Source organism: Bibersteinia trehalosi (assembly GCF_004346205.1).
Classification (GTDB): Bacteria; Pseudomonadota; Gammaproteobacteria; order Enterobacterales; family Pasteurellaceae; genus Bibersteinia; species Bibersteinia trehalosi.
The window spans coordinates 17417-35081 of the sequence record NZ_SMAM01000013.1 but is presented as its reverse complement, the minus strand read 5'-3'; the positions used below and the strand labels follow the sequence as shown (position 1 = coordinate 35081).

The 17665-nt window shown below is 41.3% G+C and carries 11 protein-coding genes; 7 read left to right on the top strand and 4 right to left on the bottom strand.

Features of this window, described 5'->3' with window-relative positions; genetic code table 11:
- The 4 genes from EDC51_RS10645 to EDC51_RS10630 form a co-directional block, all read right to left on the bottom strand.
- Positions 1 to 4361 (bottom strand): ESPR-type extended signal peptide-containing protein (locus EDC51_RS10645; protein WP_282957660.1); only part of this gene is annotated, 4361 nt, incomplete at its 3' end.
- 344 nt (positions 4362 to 4705) lie between these two features.
- A complete protein-coding gene (locus EDC51_RS10640; protein WP_131928937.1) occupies positions 4706 to 4906 on the bottom strand; it encodes a YnbE family lipoprotein in 201 nt (66 codons plus the stop codon).
- Positions 4903 to 7632 carry a YdbH family protein gene (locus EDC51_RS10635; protein ID WP_131928936.1) on the bottom strand — a complete coding sequence of 910 codons (2730 nt, stop codon included), beginning with the start codon at positions 7630 to 7632 and terminating at the stop codon, positions 4903 to 4905. The genes EDC51_RS10640 and EDC51_RS10635 overlap by 4 nt, the downstream gene beginning before the upstream one ends.
- Positions 7632 to 8456, bottom strand: a complete 825-nt coding sequence (locus EDC51_RS10630) for a hypothetical protein (RefSeq protein ID WP_015432148.1) — start codon at positions 8454 to 8456, stop codon at positions 7632 to 7634. The genes EDC51_RS10635 and EDC51_RS10630 overlap by 1 nt, the downstream gene beginning before the upstream one ends.
- A gap of 82 nt (positions 8457 to 8538) precedes the next feature.
- Here EDC51_RS10630 and gloA point away from each other — a divergent pair, with 82 nt between their 5' ends.
- The 7 genes from gloA (at position 8539) to potC (ending at position 17570) form a co-directional block, all read left to right on the top strand.
- Positions 8539 to 8946 (top strand): lactoylglutathione lyase, encoded by a 408-nt coding sequence (gene gloA, locus EDC51_RS10625; RefSeq protein ID WP_025267196.1) that lies wholly within the window; start codon positions 8539 to 8541, stop codon positions 8944 to 8946.
- 74 nt (positions 8947 to 9020) lie between these two features.
- Positions 9021 to 9668 (top strand): ribonuclease T, encoded by a 648-nt coding sequence (gene rnt / locus EDC51_RS10620; protein ID WP_025267197.1) that lies wholly within the window; start codon positions 9021 to 9023, stop codon positions 9666 to 9668.
- 307 nt (positions 9669 to 9975) lie between these two features.
- A complete protein-coding gene (locus EDC51_RS10615) occupies positions 9976 to 11724 on the top strand; it encodes a transferrin-binding protein-like solute binding protein (RefSeq protein ID WP_131928935.1) in 1749 nt (582 codons plus the stop codon).
- 77 nt (positions 11725 to 11801) lie between these two features.
- Complete coding sequence (locus tag EDC51_RS10610; RefSeq protein ID WP_131928934.1) at positions 11802 to 14597, top strand: lactoferrin/transferrin family TonB-dependent receptor; 2796 nt, start codon at positions 11802 to 11804, stop codon at positions 14595 to 14597.
- 246 nt (positions 14598 to 14843) lie between these two features.
- Complete coding sequence (gene potA, locus EDC51_RS10605; protein ID WP_015432141.1) at positions 14844 to 15956, top strand: spermidine/putrescine ABC transporter ATP-binding protein PotA; 1113 nt, start codon at positions 14844 to 14846, stop codon at positions 15954 to 15956.
- The gene (gene potB / locus EDC51_RS10600) at positions 15943 to 16803 is read left to right on the top strand and encodes a spermidine/putrescine ABC transporter permease PotB (RefSeq protein ID WP_025267200.1); all 861 of its coding nucleotides are present in this window, start codon (positions 15943 to 15945) and stop codon (positions 16801 to 16803) included. The genes potA and potB overlap by 14 nt, the downstream gene beginning before the upstream one ends.
- Positions 16803 to 17570 (top strand): spermidine/putrescine ABC transporter permease PotC, encoded by a 768-nt coding sequence (gene potC / locus EDC51_RS10595; protein ID WP_025267201.1) that lies wholly within the window; start codon positions 16803 to 16805, stop codon positions 17568 to 17570. Before potB ends, potC begins: the two co-directional genes overlap by 1 nt.
- Positions 17571 to 17665 lie beyond the last annotated feature (95 nt).

Genomic DNA, 17665 nt, shown 5'->3' with positions numbered 1-17665 from the left:
TCTAGGCTAACTTTGGTGCTACCATTGCTGATACTCGTGATATTGGTTAAGTTACCTTCAACGTTAAAGGTCACCTCTGCGCCACCATCTTTCGCCGTCACTAACGCAACGGTATTTGAACCATTAACAAAATTAACCTTATCGCCCGCGCTGATATTCTCTTTAACATCACCGTTACCTGCGATAGCCCAACTTACATTGTTGATGGTCTTCACAATATCGCCAACAGTCGCAATATCACTATCTTTTGAATTGCTATTCACCTTCGCTTTACCATTTTCAACACTGGTTGTACCGTTGCCAATGGTTAAAGTATTACCGTTATTATTAGTAATTGTTGTGATATTGCTTAATTCGCCTTCAACGCTCACGTTATAAGTTGTTAAGCCATTACCACTTGTGCTGGAATTCACTTTTACATTTGTGCCAGCGGTGACTTCTGCTTTCGTTGCATCAACTTTGTAAGTCACAGAACCGTTTGCATGAGTCTCTGAGGTTACCGTTGTGTAATTACCTTCTTTAACAAAGGTTTTCTTACCGGCTTCCATCGCTACCATATACAGTTGTGAGCCATTGATCGCATCGGTTGAGTTTGCCTCAACTCTACCTGCTGCCACATTTTGAATTTGGCGCTCATTGCCTTGAGAGCCCACGCTCACCACACTACTTGGCGTGCTACCGGCAAAATCACCATACGACACACCGTTTACAGTAGCCGAAGAAGTACCAACTGCCGCCGTAGTAGTAGAGCCATTACCCAATGCCACTGCGCCAGCAATATTTGCTACCGCAGTATCACCAATCGCCACTGCATTGGTTTGAGTTGCCGAAGAACTAGTACCTAATGCAATAGCACTTAGCCCAGAAGCTGTTGAATTTGCACCAATTGCACTAGCTTCTTTTGCTTCTGCTTTTGCATGGAAACCAATTGCCATAGAACGGTTATTGTTCGAAATTGAAGAATCACCAATAGCAATTGCAGATTCGCCAGTTGCATTCGCATCAACACCTAATGCCGCAGAACGCACACCACTCGCTGTTGAAGAATCCCCCACAGCGGTTGAGAAATTAGCGGTTGCATTTGTACTTTCACCAATTGCCACGGCACTTTGTGCAGTTGCATTCGCATCATTACCAATAGCCACTGCACTATCTGCTGTAGCCATAGCCCCAGTACCCACCGCTAATGAGCTATTGCCTGAAGCAACGGTATCCGAACCAAATGCCGAGGCATTTTGCGCTGAAGCAGTTGAGTTATAGCCTACAGCACTTGCCTCAGCTCCGCTTGCTTTTGCTAAGCTACCTACAGCAATAGTGTTATTATTGCTAGCAGTTGCGTTATAACCCATTGCACTTGCCGCATAGGCTGTCGCTGTCGCATTAATACCAGCAGCTAAAGCATTTAACATTGTTGCGCCTGCGCTATCGCCCACACCACCTAAATTGCTTTTCTCATCGCCACCTTTATTTGAGCCATTATTCACATGGAAATAATTCTCTGGTGCGGCAACATTAGCTTTTAAATCGTAAGTGTAAGTTACAGTGCCATCTGCGGTGGTTTGAGAGCTAGTATTTACCGTGATAGAACCATCATTAGAAGTAACCACCGTATTATCTGCACTTACCACATAATTAATTGAGCCATTTGCATTAGTGCTAGAGCTTACAGCCGTGTGATTACCTTTTTGTACAAAGGTTTTGCTGGCATTTAACTGTTGTAAGTTCACCGCATCTGTTGCATTAGTGCCGTTCGCCACATTGCTAATGGTTGAATTGCTTACATTAACCGTATTGCCTTCAAGATTAATCACCGTATTGCCATTGCTAATACTGCTAATATTAGTAAGAGCACCTTCCACACTCACATTATAAGTAGTTAAACCATGCCCATCGGTTTGGCTGGTTAAATTAACATTCTTGCCAGCTGCCACCGCTGTATGATTTGCATTCACCACATAAACCGTTGAGCCATTTGTATTTGTGCTGGCGCTTACTGTAGTGTGGTTGCCTTGTTGAACGTAGGTTTTGCTAGCATTAAGCTGGTCAAGATTAACTGCATCTGTGCCATTTACCCCTGCTTTTAAATTGGTTACATGGGTATTATTCATATTAATCCCCGCCGCACTGTTTGACTGCGTAGGATCAATCGTAATGTTATTTAGCACAACATCTGGGTTTAAAGAGTAAGTGATCTGGCGATCTGCCGTTTGGTTAATCACCAAATTTTTACCGGCTAAGAAGGTAACATTATCCCCTGGGGTCACAAGTGTGCTTTGCGCGCTTCCCTCTTGTTTGCCACCATTTACACCGGTCGTTAATTTCCAGCCTGAATCATTAATCGCTTGCGAAATTTGGCTGGCAGTCATTAATTGTTGATCGCGACTATTTGGCACAACGGTAGAACCATTATTAGCAATATTTAACGGCGTAGTATGCACATTAACCGCATAGCTATTATTCGTTTTATTTTCAATGCTAACCGGTACATTATTGCCGGTGGTGTTTAACGTTGCATTATAAGTAATGGTTGTTGGAGTAACCGTTAAATCGTAATTGGTTGAGCCATTCGAATTGGTTGAAGTAGTAATATTTACCGACTTATCTTTTGAGCTTACCGTGGTATGTTTTGCTGCCTCAACAGCCACATAATAGAGCTGTGAGCCATTAATCGCATCGGTTGAGTTAGCATTCACTCTACCCGCTGCCACATTTTGAATTTGGCGGTTATAAGTTGATGTTCCCACAGAAACCACACTGCTTGCGGTTGCGCCCGCAAAGTTACCATAAGTGACACCATTAATTGCTGCATTTGAGGTATTTACCCCAGCAGTTGTTGAAGAGGCATTACCTAACGCCACTGAACCTGCCACGCTAGCTTTAGCTGAATCACCCAATGCTGTGCTGTTTGCTGCTGTAGCAGAGGCATTATTACCTAATGCTGTTGAATTTGCGCCGCTTGCTGTAGTTAAGCTACCTACCGCGGTGGCACGGCTTGCTGTGGCATTAGCAGAATGACCTAAGGCAACCGCATCATAGCCTGAAGCTTTAGAAGCATTACCGAGAGCTAGCGCAGAATCATTGGAAGCATTCGCTTTCGTACCAATTGCCGTTGCATTAGGCGAAGAAGCATTACTGTCTAAACCTATGGCAATAGAAGAATTGCCTGAGGTTTTTGAATTTCTACCTAATGCTAATGAGTTAATTGCACCTGCAGTTGCATTTTCGCCAAGAGCCACAGAATAACCTGCGCTACTGCCAGAAATCGATGCATTGCCACCAATAACAATTGAATTGCCTGAGTTTGTAGCATTAATATGCGCTTTTGTACCAATCACAACAGAATTAGCGCTATTCGCACTTGAGTTTGCCCCAATCACGGTAGTGTTTGCAGCATTAGTTGTGGCATTTGCGCCGGTACCAAATACAATCGCATTTTGACCAGAAGCAGTTGCGTTAGTACCAATTGCGGTACTATCAGAACTACCATTAGATAAAGTATTTGCACCAATTGCAATACTATGGCTGGTTAAAGCATCTGCTGCCGTACCCATTGCAAGTGAACCGCTGCCAGAAGCGATAGAAGCAATACCAATTGCCGCAGCTGCTGTACCATTTGCCACAGTTTTAGTACCAATTGCTAAACCTAATGCACCGCTAGCTACAGATTGTGTACCAATAGCAACTGAACCGGCACCAGAAGCGGAAGTAGGCTGATATTGAACGGGATTACCTGATGTATTATTTACTAAGTTATAACCAGAAATATTTTTAAAAATAGTATTAACTTCCCCAGCATTTAATACACTCGCACTTGTTCCATTTAGATTAGCTTTAGACACAGCATCTAAATCATCGCCACCAATAGAAATTGCAGATGCACCACTTGCTAAAGAGTTAGCGCCTATTGCAGTAGACTGGTCACCCGTTGCATTTGTTTTATAACCAATAGATACTGCTTGATTATTTGTTGCGTTAGCAAGGCTACCTATAGCAACCCCCATATAACCACTTGCATTAGCACCATAACCAAAAGCACTAGCCTCTGCTCCTGCCACAGTATATCCACCTACCGCTGTAGCATTTACATTAGCTGCATTAGCATAAGCCGTATTTGCAGAGCCGATCGCTATTGAACCCGCAGAACTCCCCGCTGTTCCATTCACTGCATAAGCCGCCTCAGCATCCGCTGAATATGCCCCTAAAACGCCCAACCCCACACTACTTAAGATATATGCTGCATGTATAGGTGAAACACGTTCATCGGTTGATGATGACGCTTTGCCTCTATTATGGGCAAGCTCAGAGACCACCACCATTTGTTGTGTCACCTGATTCCAAATTACCTTAAATATTTTATTCATAACCAATCATCCGTTAATTAATATTTACAATATCCATAAAATAAAAAAAACTATATGAAAATTGTATAACTACAAATTATTCTCATATAGTTGCTAAAATTCAGCTACTTATAAAAGCCTCCTTACTTTTATAACTTTTGATATTATACTGTTTAATATTCGTTAAAACAAAATACCTTTTCTAATATCTGCATCAAAATTTATTATCTTTACACAAATTTACTTAAGCTATTTTTTTAATTCCTCTTTTATTAACTATATTCACTATTTATCAATAAGTTATTTAATTTATTATTAAAAATAAATCATTCTTAATAACATTTCCGCATTTTATTTACACTAATTTACTTTTGTGGCTCATTTTGATCTGTTATTTGAATCACCGCCCGCGATTTCTCGTCCATTTGTACCGCAATACGGTGATCCACCACCACATGCATATTAATCGTAATCCCTTCTTCGGGCGTTTCCAGCTGAATCTTTGGAGTGCAAGCGGTTAAAAATAGGCAAAAATTTGCAAAAAGTAAGGCTGCTAAGTGTTTCATTTGTTTCCGTCCAATTTTTTGTACAGTTCATGTTCCAGCCGTTGTTCCAGCTGCGTGCCAGCGTTAATCAACTGCCATAAAGCAAACATATTTTCCTGATGATGGTAATGAATATTTATTTTCTTGTTTTGGTGCTCTACCAATTGGCTGCGTACTTTTGCGTTTAGCTGCATATCGCCATTGGTGGCTAAATTTAGGGTTGCCGAAAATTCATTCAGTAGGCTGTCATTCACAGTGTAAGACAAAATCCGCTCGGTATAGCCCGCTTTTTGAATAGCTTGCATTAATTCTGGGGTAAATTTTAAATGCGATTTGCCACTTTGGCTTATGCTGCCATTGCAAATATAACAAGGTTTACCACTCAGCCAGAAAGGAAATTTGCCATTTATACGCCCAGTTAAGTTAATCTGCTGATATTGTGCAAACTCAAGAATTTTTGCCAAATTAATTTGCGACAAATTAAGCTGCGCCACCTGAGTTTGTGGCAGGGCAAAACGTTCGACATTGAGGCTTCCGTCAAGCAGCTGCATACTAAGTTCGCGCAGTTGTAGCGGTTTACGTGGCGTGTAAGGATAATAGCCCTGCACTTTTGCCGATACATTTGTAATCGGCAAACCAAGGTTTATCTCAGCAATTTTTACCGCCACAGGCTGTTTTAACCCCAGCGCAAACGCTCCCTGCTTAAATTGATAAGGAAGGGAAAATTCAATGCCTTTTAGCTCACCACTGGGCAAAGAAACCGCGCCTTGGCGAATGGCAAAATGCCCCCCAGCTATCAGCCCACGTTTGGCATTCGCACTGAACGCTGTTTCGCCTTTAATACTGCCTTGAGTAATCACCCAATGATGGCGAAATGGAAAAAGCGATTGGAATACATTCGCAGGCTGTTCAGCCCAATAGAGCCGTCCAATCAAATCACTGGCATTTTTCGTTAAATGACGGCGCGCAAACAGACGGATCGGCCCGAGCTTACCGGCATGCAATATACCTTTAAACTTAAGATTTTCCGTTTCGCCGTTAAAACTGAGATCTGCTGTGGGTTGTTCTAATTCCCCGCCGTAATCAAAGGCAATTTTGGGGGCGGCTAGGCGCACGCTGCCGTCTAGCTCAAAGCGTTCATACCAAAATTTAATGGGCTTTTGCAGTGTGAGCTCGGTTTTGGGAATCGTAATACCATTTTGCTTAATTTGCGCCAGCTCGCCTTTAAACTCATTTAATCGAATTAAATTTTTATGCCAGTTACCACGCCCTGCCACATTAAGCCGGCTTTTCAGCGTATTAAATTGTGTGTTGCCCCAAAAGCGCCAATTCCACTGATCTTTTACTGCATTTTTTTCATTCGGGGTTTGAAAAAAGCTTAACGCACCAGCTTTGAAATTTTTTGCATAACCATCTAAGTGAATTTCAATATTTTTAAAATCCGGGCTTTCTCCACGAAAAATCGACTGCAAACGCCCGCTAATGCCATATTTATCCACCCGAATCCCCGCTAATGGAAAGCGTAGATCGTGAATGGTTAAAAAGCGCTCTGTCCCTGTTAAACGCAATAATGCTTTGGGCAAAAATTTAAGCTGGAGATCTTGCCAACTGCCTTGGATATCCAACGGGATAGTGCTGTAGAGAATATAGTCATCGTATTTGATATTACCGGTTATTTGCAAAGGTAGCGAAAGCTTATCTGCTTCAATCCTTCCAGCGAGATTGTTGATCACCACATTACCTTTCCCCTTAGCATTTTGCGAAAGTAAGCTAATACGAACGGCGGTTTCAATGGGTAATAAATCATCTAAGCGAAAACTTTTTGGTGTGAATGTGGCGTTTATAAAAGCACGTAACGGAAATTCAGGAATGAGCTCCCAATCAATTCTTGCTTGTTCAATTTGCAGGTGCTGCGCATTTAGCTTAAAAGGTAAGTGCAGCTGATTTTGTGTGTTGCTTGCCGATTGCAACACTAAATTGCCCTGTAGCGTATCATCTTCTGTTTGCCAGACTAATTGGACATTGCCCTGCTGCAAATCCGGCAAGGCAATCCGTGTTTCGGGCAATTGCCAGCGATATGTCGCGTTTAAATTTAACGGCAGCTGTGTTAAGGAGTCTGCTAGTGTGGCTTGTGCGCTAAGATGGTGCTGCTCGCTATCGGCTAACTGATAATGTGCCTGCAAGCCAAGCTGGTTATGCTGTAATTCAGCCGTAAAATTCAACAAAGCTTGCCCAATGTAAGCGGTCAGTTTTTGCTGGAAAAATGCAAAACGAATTTCACTCGGGCTTGCCAGCAACCCGTGCAAATGTGGGGGTAAATCATCAGGTAAGTTTTTCCAATGTAGTTGTTTTATCGCGGCTTCCCCTTCTGGCAACAAAGCCAGTAGAGAACTTAATGTGGTAGAGGCGTTCTCGCTACTACTCTGCGCATTACGACTAAGCAACATGCTTAAACAGTAGTAATCAATTTCGGCACTTTGTAGCTGAATCTGCTGAGTTTGCCACCATTGCACCTTCAGCTGTGTTGCACTTAACAACGGGCAATGTTGATAATGTAAAGTAAATGAGGGTAATTGCGCTTTTTCTAAATCAGCTTCTAAGCCAAGCGGTGTTTCAATGCGCCATTCTTCGGGCAAAACCAGATTCAGCGCACTGGAAAGTTGGCTACCTGTCATTAACGCCGCACCACTTGCGAGTAAAACCGCAAGTAGTGCCGCCAAAATGAGCAAGGTACGCCGAATAATCATTAGAAAATATTAGTGAGAGGATAAAGCATAGATAAGAAGGTGGCGGCTGTCCACGCCACAGGGTTCTTAATATTTTTGCCCTGTTTGCCAATAAGCAGCCAAGCCAACATGGCTAACACGACAAATTGCAGCGCAAAGAAAGCAAAATAAGGCAAGGTCGCCAATTCTGGCATAATATTGAGTTCTTGGTATAAGACAAAAATCACCCAAATGTAGTTAAAAATCAGCACAATAAGGCTTAGTTGCACCAATAACTTAAAAAAGCCATCTAAGCGACTTTTCGCTAACATCATATACCAACCAAGCAGCAATAAGCCAAGCTGAATCTGAGCAAAATAGTTGCCCCTTACCCAGTTTAATAGCGAGGGTAATTCAACCCAGTAGCAAATGCTGTAAGCCAGTATACCAATCGCGCCTAATGCAAAACCAAGATAACTAAAGATTTTTTGCATTGGTTCATCATCTGGAAAGCGCCAATATAATAAAGGAATAAATAAGGCTGCTAAATTTGCCAGCGATAACAAAATATGTTTTGGGGTAAAAAATGCAGTATAGAGAAAATTCCCCAAGGCAAAAGCGGCTAAAAATGGCAAGACAAATGCCAAGCGCCCTTTTTGCCCTGGGCAGATTTGCCCTTTCCATAGCACCACCAATGCCAGCAATGCCGCAACAAAAAAGGCAATTAAATAAGGAGAAAGGAAAATACTATTCGCGGGCGAACCAATATAATGGGCAAGCATTTGAATAAAGAGCATTAACACTACCGGCAATGCCGCGTGACTCGAAATTTCCCATTTTGAAGGGGTATCATGATCGTGAGACATAGTTTTATTTGAGAAAAAATGATTTTAGAGGCGGATTATGCCATAATACCCGCTCCTTTTTCTATTTTTGGGAAGTTAATTTATGCGAATTTTACATACAATGCTACGTGTGGGGAATTTAGAACGCTCTGTCAAATTCTATACAGAAGTATTAGGTATGCGCTTATTACGTCAAAGCGAGAATACCGAATACAAATACACCCTTGCTTTCTTAGGCTATGGTGATGAGAGCGAAACCGCCGTATTAGAATTGACTTACAACTGGGGCGTTGAAAGCTATGAACTTGGTAATGCTTATGGGCATATTGCGATTGGCGTAGATGATATTTATGCAACCGTAGAAGCAGTGCGCCAAGCGGGCGGTAAGGTTACACGTGAAGCCGGCCCGGTACTAGGCGGCACAACCGTCATCGCATTTGTTGAAGACCCAGATGGTTACAAAATTGAATTTATCGCAAATAAAGATGCTGATAAAGCATTAGGCAACTAATTTTCTTTTTCTGGTAACGGTTTTGCAAGCGGTAAGATTTTTGCCAAATTTTGCAAAACCGTTCTTTTTTTGTTATGACCGAACAAACTGAAACTATTGACTACAATTTACTGAAAAACCGTTTCCGTGGCTATTTGCCCGTGGTGATCGATGTGGAAACCGCGGGGTTAAATGCCGAAACGGACGCGCTACTCGAGCTTGCCGCAATTACACTCAAAATGGATGAAAACGGCTATCTCGTGCAAGACCAACAATATCATAGCCATATCCAGCCATTTGCCGGCGCAAACATTAATCCTGAAGCGTTAAAAATTAATGGGATTAATATTGAAGATCCAACGCGTAATGCTCAGCCTGAAGAGATCGCCATTATTGAAATGTTTAAAATGGTACGTAAAGCGGTGAAAGCCAATGGCTGCCAGCGCGCGGTGATCGTGGCGCATAATGCTGCCTTTGATCAAGGCTTTTTACACGCGGCTGTCAAACGTATCAATGCTAAGCGCGATCCCTTCCACCCTTTCGCTATGTTTGATACCGCAACTCTCGCGGGCTTTATGTATGGACAAACGGTGCTGGTGAAAGCCTGCCAAATGGCAAAAATTCCATTTGACGGTAAACAAGCACATTCCGCTTTATATGACACCGAACGCACTGCCGAACTTTTTTGTGCGATGGTAAACCGTTTAAAAGATTTAGGCGGTTTTCCACTCTCCGTTGAATAACAACAAACCATTTTTTGTATCCATGATAGGCACTCCTCAAAGACGAGTGCCATCAATACTTGTTCGCGATTTCCCCTTTACAACATCACCAAAAGCAAGCCTTCGTTTCTAAATAAGCGCTTGCAATTTCATCTAAATACAGCCATTTCATATCCCTGATAGCCGCTTGCGAAAGCTATACCATCGATACACTACGCGCAAAGGTTTAATTTTCATCTAAAGAACAAAATCCCCTCTTTACATAAGTTTACACAATTAATAGAATAAGAATGATTTTTATTTATTATTTTTTTATAAGGGAGACACTATGTTTAAACTCAAAAGCAGTTTTGTGCTATTGAATATTGCACTACTCAGCGCCTGTACTTCAAATGGTGGTAGTTTTGATGTGCAATCGGTAAAAGTCGAATCGAATAAACCAGACTCACCAAAACCCAGCTTACAAGATGACAATAGTAGCGCAAGACGTACCATAAATAACACCGAAGCCACTGCTTTATTACAACCTGGCTTTGGTTTTTCAGCCAAAATTCCACGCCGTAATCAGCTACCACAAGCTAATGAGAATGCTGCTCCGATAGGGGAAATAACGCCAATTGCCGGAGATCTGACCAAAATTCCGTATGAAGAAGAAGTAAAAGCATACGGTTATGACGATGAGGGGTTTAGCCATACCCATGATGGGCATAATGGACACAATACTCGAGACTTCAAATTTGTTCGTTCTGGTTATGTATTACATTCCGGTGCAAAACCAGAGATTAAGCATAAAGAAGTGCTACGGACAGGTGCTCATGGTTATGTGTACTATTTAGGTACACATCCAGCCAAAGCAATGCCAGCTCAAAAAGCCATTTATAAGGGATATTGGGATTTTACGACCGATGCAAGAAAAGATAGAGATTCTCAATATTTCTCCAATTCAGCAGGGGTAAATATTGGTGCCACACCGGAAAACAGTCGAGACGTGAATCTTGATGATGCTGAAAAACCGATGGGGCATACCGGTGAATTTACCGCTGATTTCTCTAATAAAACGCTAACTGGCACATTGGTGCGCAATGGATACGTTAAACCTCGTACCAACGAACAAAAAATCACACCTCTTTACGATATTAATGCCACTATCCAAGGTAACCGATTTAGTGGTAAAGCCAATGCTAGAAACACTGAAGATCCTTACTTTGGAAAAGATTCTTCTACGCTTGAAGGTGGTTTTTTTGGTGATAATACTCAAGAGCTTGCTGGTAAATTCTTAGCTGATGATAAATCAATATTCGTGGTATTCGCTGGTAAACGCGATGCGCAAGAAAATGACAGCGAGCGCGCCTTTGATGCCTTAAAAGTGAGTTTAAAAGATTTAAGTAAATCAGAAATGGATACTTTCGGCAATGCAACCCATCTGCTGATTAACAATACACAAATTCCTCTGATTGCAGAAGGTAAAAAAAGCTTTGCTGAAATGAAATTTGATGATTTGGTTATGCCCACCGTTGGTGGCAAAACCTATCGCATTTCTGTCTGCTGTAATAATTTAGACTATGTCAAATTTGGTACTTACAGTGAAGAGAATGATAAAGACAGTTCCCATCTTTATTTAGTGGGGGAACGTACTGCAGTAGCAGATCTACCTTCAGGCAAAGCGCAATACCGAGGCACTTGGAATGGTATTATGCGTAGCGAAGCCGGCTCTGCCGGAGCTGAGTCACCAAGCAATAGTGAAAGCGGCACTCGCTCGCTGTTTGATGTAGATTTTGCCAATAAGAAAATCAACGGCAAGTTGATAGCTAATGATGGTGTTGAAGAGCGTCCAATGCTCACCCTTGAAGGCGAAATTAAAGCCAATGGTTTTGCTGGCACAGCTAAAACCAGTGATTCAGGTTTTAATCTTGATCCAAAAAGTACTTGGGGAGGCACCGTCATACATGTTGATAGCCAATTCGAGGGAGCATTCTACGGTAAAAATGCTTTAGAGCTTGGTGGAATTGTGCATGATAGTAACAGCAAGGATAAAGTTAGCATCACCTTTGCTGGCAAACGACAAATTGCAAAATAATAGCGAAAAATGACTGCTTGTTCGCAAGCGGTCTATTTATGCAATAAAAATACGGAATATTTAAGGAGACAATGAGAATGAAAAAAAACTTTGCTTATCACCCATTGAGTGCTGCCATTTTTGCTGCACTTATCTCACCTACGGTGTCTGCCAATACGCAAACAAATACGAATACAGAACGACTTGAACTAGACGAAGTCATTGTAACTGAAAGCCGTTACGCTCACGAACGTCAAAACGAAGTAACTGGCTTGGGGAAAGTAGTGAAAAATTATCACGAAATGAGTAAAAATCAAATTCTTGGTATTCGTGATTTAACTCGCTATGACCCTGGTATTTCGGTGGTGGAACAAGGTCGCGGTGCAAGTAGTGGCTATGCCATTCGAGGTGTAGATAAAAACCGTGTCAGCTTACTTGTTGATGGGCTACCACAAGCGCAGCATTATCATACGCTAGGTTCAGATGCTAATGGTGGTGCAATTAATGAGATTGAGTATGAAAACATTCGTTCAATTGAGTTAAGCAAAGGAGCAAGTTCTGCGGAATATGGCTCTGGTGCGCTAGGTGGTGCTATTGGTTTTCGTACTAAAGATGCGCAGGATATTATTAAAGAGGGGCAGCATTGGGGCTTAGATAGTAAGACCTCTTATGCCAGCAAAAATAGCCATTTTTTACAGTCTATCGCTGCGGCTGGTGAGGCGGGTGGTTTTGAAGCACTTGTTATTGCAACTCACCGACACGGTAAAGAGACCAAAATTCATTCCGAGGCAAATAAATTAAAACATAATATTCGGCGTATAACCGGCTTTGAAAATCGCTACGATCTTTACCCAAATTCCGCACAGAATGCTCCTGGAGGATCTTTTTTTATTGTGGAAGATACTTGCCCAACATTAGATTGTACTCCTCGTGCAAGGGCTAAGTTGAACCGCGATAATTTCCCAGTGAGAACATTTCCGGAATATACGCCTGAAGAGCGCAAACAGCTTGAGCAGATTCCTTATCGCACTGAGCAGCTCTCAGCCCAAGAATATACCGGTAAAGATCGCATTGCACCAAACCCTTTAGATTACAAGAGTAATTCTGTTTTTATGAAGTTTGGCTATCACTTTAACTCGTCTCATTATCTTGGCGCAATCTTAGAAGATACAAAACAACGCTATGATATCCGTGATATGCAAACGCCAGCTTACTATACAAAAGACGATATTAATATCAGGGTAGACAACTTATCACGTAAGAACTCTTCTGTTTATGAAGGGGATAATATTTTAGATGGCTTAGTGTTCGATAGAAGGATCCCTTATGGGTTGCGCTATAGCCATGTGAAGTTTTTTGATGAACGTCACCACAAACGTCGTTTAGGATTTAACTATCAATATACACCAGAGAATAATCGCTGGTTGGATAACATTAAACTCAGTGCGGATAAACAAGATATTGAACTATATAGCCGGCTACATCGCTTACATTGTAGCGATTACCCTGTAGTAGATAAAAACTGTCGTCCGACTTTGGATAAATCTTGGTCGATGTATCGAACTGAGCGTAATAATTACCAAGAAAAGCATCGTGTCATTCATTTAGAATTTGATAAAGCGCTAAATGCTGGTCAAGGCGTATTTAAGCAAACCCACAAACTGAATTTAGGGTTGGGCTTTGATCGATTTAATTCGCTTATGGATCATGGGGATATGACTGCCCAATATACCAAAGGCGGTTATACCAGCTACCGCGGTAGAGGGCGTTTAGATAATCCATATATTTATCGTCGCAATCCACGCAGTATTGAAACGGTATCTTTGTGTAATAATACACACGGCGACATCATAAACTGTGAACCGCGTAAAATTAAAGGCTATAGCCATTTTGTTAGCTTCCGCGATCTAGTGATAAGCGAGTATGTGGATTTGGGATTAGGGGTGCGTTTTGATCAACATCGATTTAAATCTGATGATCCGTGGACACTTAGCCGAACTTATCGAAATTGGTCTTGGAATGGCGGGATTACGCTTAAACCAACAGAGTTTGTATCGCTTTCTTATCGCATTTCAAACGGTTTTAGAGTGCCTGCATTCTATGAACTTTATGGTAAACGTGATCATATTGGGCTTAAAGATAACGAATATGTGCAACGCGAGCAACGTAGCCACCAGTTAGAGCCAGAAAAATCGACTAATCATGAGATTGGAGTTAGCTTTAAAGGTCAATTTGGTTACCTTGATGTGAGCTATTTCCGTAATAACTATAAAAATATGATTGCGACAGCATGTAAAAGAATAATACAAAAATCACACTGTTTCTCTAACTACCATAATATTCAAGATGTAGCACTAAACGGGATAAATTTAGTCGCTAAATTTGACTTACACGGTATTTTATCTATACTGCCAGATGGTTTTTATTCATCAGTTGCTTATAACCGTGTAAAAGTAAAAGAGCGGAAACTAACCGACTCAAGACTCGATAGCGTAAACGATCCTATTCTAGATGCGATTCAGCCAGCACGCTATGTGCTTGGATTCGGCTACGATCACCCAGAAGAAAAATGGGGAATTGGCATTACTACCACCTATTCTAAAGCCAAAAACGCCGATGAGGTGGCAGGCACACGTCATCACGGCATACATCGCGTTGATTTAGGTGGCAAACTGACCGGTTCTTGGTACACCCATGATATTACCGGTTACATCAATTATAAAAACTACACCTTACGTGGAGGAATTTATAATGTGACTAATCGTAAATATTCCACTTGGGAATCAGTGCGCCAATCCGGTGTGAATGCAGTAAACCAAGACCGGGGTAGCAATTACACTCGATTTGCCGCCCCGGGGAGAAATTTCAGTTTAGCATTTGAAATGAAATTCTGATTAAACACAAATAGGCGGGTCATTCACCCGCCAATATTATTTTAGTAATTGGTAAAATACCGATTAAAAATGACCGCTTGCTGAAGCATTGTGATATTCAATAACGGAAAATGCTTAAATTTTACTTTCATTAAATAGCTATTCGCTATATCATTAGCCACTATTTAAAAACACCTCAAACTGACGTCTTTTACGTCAGTTTTTTTACATTTTCTCAACATAGCCCTAGGGGGAAAACAAAAATAAATGGAAAAGTTAGAGCAGAAACCGATTATTGAGCTTCGTTCTATTACCAAGCGTTATGGCGAAAAAACGATTATCGATGGCTTAGATCTCACGATTAATGATGGTGAATTTCTTACCATTCTTGGCCCTTCTGGTTGTGGTAAAACAACCGTACTCCGCCTAATTGCCGGCTTTGAAGAATTAACCGATGGTGCGATTATTCTTGATGGACAAGATGTTTCTGATATTCCAGCAGAACAACGCCCAGTAAATACCGTTTTCCAAAGCTATGCGCTTTTCCCTCATATGACCATTTTTGAAAACGTGGCATTTGGCTTGCGTATGCAAAAAGTACCGAATGATCAAATTAAACCTCGCGTTATGGAAGCATTACGCATGGTACGTTTGGAAGAAATGGCAAACCGTAAACCTTCACAACTTTCTGGTGGTCAGCAGCAACGTATTGCTATTGCCCGAGCCGTGGTTAATCAGCCAAAAGTGTTGTTATTAGATGAATCCCTTTCTGCATTAGATTATAAATTGCGTAAAGAGATGCAACACGAGCTGAAACAACTGCAACGCCAGTTAGGCATTACCTTTATCTTTGTTACCCACGATCAGGAAGAGGCATTAACTATGTCTGATCGGATTATCGTGATGAATAAGGGTAAAGTGCAGCAAGATGGCAGCCCGAAAGAGATTTATGAAGATCCAACCAACTTGTTCGTGGCACGTTTTATCGGTGAAATCAACGTCTTTGATGCAACCGTGATTGAACGTATCGATGAAAAACGTGTAAAAGCGAATGTGGAGGGGCGCATCTGCGAAATCTATACCAAACTTGATGTTCAACCAAGCCAAAAAGTGAAAGTATTGCTTCGTCCAGAAGATATTGTGATTGAAGAATTAGACGAAAACGAAAGTTCAAAAGCGATTATCGGACACGTTAGCGACCGTACTTACAAAGGTATGACACTTGAATCTAATATCGTGTTAGATCACAACCAAATGAAAGTACTGGTCAGCGAGTTCTTCAATGAAGATGATCCGCATATTGATCACTCAGTTGGACAAAAAGTTGCCTTAACATGGCACGAAGGCTGGGAGGTTGTACTCAACGATGAAAATGAGTAGTAACAAATTCCAAAATGTTACTGTCGCCGTGATTTTTGGCTGGTTAATCTTCTTTGTATTAGTACCAAATTTATTGGTCTTTTTTACCAGCTTTATGACCAAAGACAGTAGCAATCTGATTGAATTTACATTCTCGCTAGATAGTTATAAGCGTTTAATTGATCCCCTTTACTCTAAAGTATTGTGGAACTCGCTTTATATGTCGGGGATTGCAACGGTGATTTGCTTAATTATTGGCTATCCATTTGCCTTTATGATTGCCAAAATCCCTGCAAAATATCGCCCATTCTTGCTCTTTTTGGTGGTATTACCGTTCTGGACAAACTCGTTAATCCGTATCTACGGTATGAAGATTTTCCTTGGGGTAAAAGGGCTGCTAAACGAAGCGTTATTGTGGCTTGGTGTCATTGATACACCAATTCGTATTTTAAATACGGAAGTCGCTGTTGTCATTGGCTTAGTCTATATTTTGTTACCATTTATGATTTTGCCACTCTACTCTTCAATTGAAAAAATTGACGGACGCTTATTAGAAGCGGCAAAAGATTTAGGGGCAAATGCCTTCCAGCGTTTTATTAAAGTGATTATTCCTTTAACTATGCCAGGGATCGTTGCCGGTTGCTTGCTCGTATTGCTACCTGCAATGGGAATGTTCTATGTCGCCGACCTTTTAGGTGGTGCGAAAGTATTGCTAGTGGGTAATATCATCAAGAGCGAATTTTTAGTGACTCGCAACTGGCCATTTGGCTCAGCAATTAGTATTGCTTTAACCATTCTCATGGCATTGATGTTATACATTTACTACCGTGCAAATAAATTGATGAATAAAAAGGTGGAGCTAGAGTAATGAGACGTGTATTTAAAAGCCTTTTTATGTTTTTGGTGTACGCTTATTTGTACATTCCAATTATCATCTTGGTGGTAAACTCCTTTAATGCAGACCGTTACGGTTTAAGTTGGAAAGGATTTAGCTGGAACTGGTATGAACGTTTATTTAATAACGCAACGTTAATACAAGCCGCAACGAACTCCATTACCATTGCATTTTTCTCGGCAACGGTAGCAACCATTATCGGGGCATTAACTTCGATTGCACTATACCGCTACCGTTTCCGTGGGAAACAATTTGTCGGTGGTATGTTGTTTATCGTCATGATGTCGCCTGATATTGTAATGGCAGTATCGCTATTAGCGCTATTTATGCTGGTTGGCGTATCGCTTGGTTTCTGGTCATTATTATTGGCACATGTCACGTTCTGTTTGCCATATGTGGTGATAACCGTTTCATCACGTTTAAGCGATTTCGATAGCAAAATGCTTGAAGCGGCAAAAGATTTAGGCGCAAGTGAAACCACGATTTTGCGTAAGATCTTATTACCATTGCTATTACCAGCTATTATTTCTGGTTGGTTACTAAGCTTTACGATTTCTCTTGATGATGTGGTGGTCTCCTCATTTGTAACGAGTGCAAGTTATGAAGTTTTACCGCTGAAGATTTTCTCATTGGTAAAAACAGGGGTGACACCTGAAGTGAATGCGCTTGCTACGATTATGATCATCTTCTCGCTTGCTTTGGTGGTATTAAGCCAGCTCGTACTGCGTAAGAAAGATTAATTAGAACTCAATAACCCGCTCAACAAGCGGGTTATTTTTTGCATTTTTTTGCAAAAATCCTACCGCTTGCTCTGTTCATTTATACAGTTTTCCGC

What these genes read in the sequence shown, in the direction of transcription:
- EDC51_RS10640 (WP_131928937.1), bottom strand. Translation starts at nt 4,906, where the DNA reads ATGAAACACTTAGCAGCCTTACTTTTTGCAAATTTTTGCCTATTTTTA.
- EDC51_RS10635 (WP_131928936.1), bottom strand. Translation starts at nt 7,632, where the DNA reads ATGATTATTCGGCGTACCTTGCTCATTTTGGCGGCACTACTTGCGGTT.
- EDC51_RS10630 (WP_015432148.1), bottom strand. Translation starts at nt 8,456, where the DNA reads ATGTCTCACGATCATGATACCCCTTCAAAATGGGAAATTTCGAGTCAC.
- gloA (WP_025267196.1), top strand. Translation starts at nt 8,539, where the DNA reads ATGCGAATTTTACATACAATGCTACGTGTGGGGAATTTAGAACGCTCT.
- rnt (WP_025267197.1), top strand. Translation starts at nt 9,021, where the DNA reads ATGACCGAACAAACTGAAACTATTGACTACAATTTACTGAAAAACCGT.
- EDC51_RS10615 (WP_131928935.1), top strand. Translation starts at nt 9,976, where the DNA reads ATGTTTAAACTCAAAAGCAGTTTTGTGCTATTGAATATTGCACTACTC.
- EDC51_RS10610 (WP_131928934.1), top strand. Translation starts at nt 11,802, where the DNA reads ATGAAAAAAAACTTTGCTTATCACCCATTGAGTGCTGCCATTTTTGCT.
- potA (WP_015432141.1), top strand. Translation starts at nt 14,844, where the DNA reads ATGGAAAAGTTAGAGCAGAAACCGATTATTGAGCTTCGTTCTATTACC.
- potB (WP_025267200.1), top strand. Translation starts at nt 15,943, where the DNA reads ATGAAAATGAGTAGTAACAAATTCCAAAATGTTACTGTCGCCGTGATT.
- potC (WP_025267201.1), top strand. Translation starts at nt 16,803, where the DNA reads ATGAGACGTGTATTTAAAAGCCTTTTTATGTTTTTGGTGTACGCTTAT.